The sequence below is a fragment of the Pseudoxanthomonas sp. LjRoot204_2 genome, from assembly GCF_056175765.1.
Window position 1 is genome coordinate 1 of record NZ_JBGFFG010000657.1, and the last position, 1,333, is coordinate 1,333.

The 1,333-nt window shown below is 65.0% G+C and carries 2 protein-coding genes; one reads left to right on the forward strand and one right to left on the reverse strand.

All coding sequences use genetic code 11. The features are described 5' to 3' along the window. The coding region (locus AC04L7_RS18835) for a cupin domain-containing protein (protein WP_475513723.1) at positions 1–401 on the forward strand (401 nt) is incomplete at its 5' end. 325 nt (positions 402–726) lie between these two features. Here AC04L7_RS18835 and AC04L7_RS18840 read toward each other — a convergent pair. Continuing rightward, complete coding sequence (locus tag AC04L7_RS18840; RefSeq protein WP_435999971.1) at positions 727–993, reverse strand: GlsB/YeaQ/YmgE family stress response membrane protein; 267 nt, start codon at positions 991–993, stop codon at positions 727–729. Positions 994–1,333 lie beyond the last annotated feature (340 nt).

The window sequence follows — 1,333 nt, forward strand, 5'->3', positions numbered from 1 at the left end:
ACGTCAAGCAGGTCGTCGCCCGGCTCAAGAAGGAGCAGCGCAGCCAGGCCATCCTCCATCGTGAGGTGCATCGGCCGTGGGGCAGCTACGATTCCGTCGACAACGGCGGTCGCCACCAGGTGAAGCGGATCAAGGTGAAGCCAGGCGCCGCGCTGAGCCTGCAGATGCACCATCACCGTGCCGAGCACTGGATCGTGGTCAGCGGTACCGCCAAGGTGACGCGGGGCGACGAGACATTGCTGCTTTCGGAGAACGAAAGCACCTACATTCCCCTCGGCGTGAAGCACCGGCTGGAGAATCCCGGCAAGGTGCCGCTGGAACTGATCGAAGTGCAGTCGGGCAGCTATCTGGGGGAAGACGACATCGTGCGCTTCGAGGATGTCTACGGCCGCAGCCAGTAAACAGGCGTGTTGCCGAGTCCCGACGGACTCGCCGGCACGCTTCGCGTTCGCGTTCGCTGGCGCTTGCCCTCCCCGCAGCGCGTCCACGCTCTGGCGCCCCGCGGGTCCAGACTGACGTTGTCCTCCCGTGCATCGCTCTCGCCGACGCTGACGGACAGCAGGCCCGCGCGACCTCGAAGCGCGATGCGGTGAGGCTTGCCGCTGACCCTGTGGCTCGCCCTTAACGATTGCCGCAGCAGGACGGCTTGGTCTCGCGCCTGGCGTTTCGTAAGGTTGAAAAAAAGAATGCCCCGTGAGGGGCATTCGATTGCGCCGGGATGAAGCGTCAGCGCTTCTTCTTCATCATCGCATATATCACCAGCAGCACGATGGCGCCGACGACGGCGGCGATGAAGCCCGCCGGTTCACCGGGACCGTACCAGCCCAGTTGCATGCCGACGAAGCGCGCCAGCAAAGCACCCAGGATGCCCAGCACGATGGTCATGAAGAAGCCGAGCTTGTCGTTGCCCGGCTTGAGCGCCCGTGCGAGCAGGCCGGCGAGGAAGCCGATCAGCAAGGTCCAGAGGATGCCACCGCCAAAGATCTGTTCCAWCGAAAAACTCCGGTTGGGAAATGGGGGCCTGCGCAGCGTAACCCAGCCATCGCCCAAGCGGTTGCTGGCAGAGGAGGCGAAGTGGAGCCTCAGGCGGTCGATGTGAAGTATCCGCAGCGTCATGTAGAGGCGACGTGAGTCGCGCCGCACTCTCCACGCCGCGATGCGCACGTCGTCTTCGATGTCGTGCCGGAACGACGAAGGCCGGGTTGCCCCGGCCTTTTGCGCATGACGACGCCCGTGCGAATCAGCAGCAGCCGTGATCACCGTGCTGTTCGCCACCCGCCACCGCAGCCACGCCCGTGGTCTCGCCACGCACGCTCGCAGCGTGGTGTTCGGC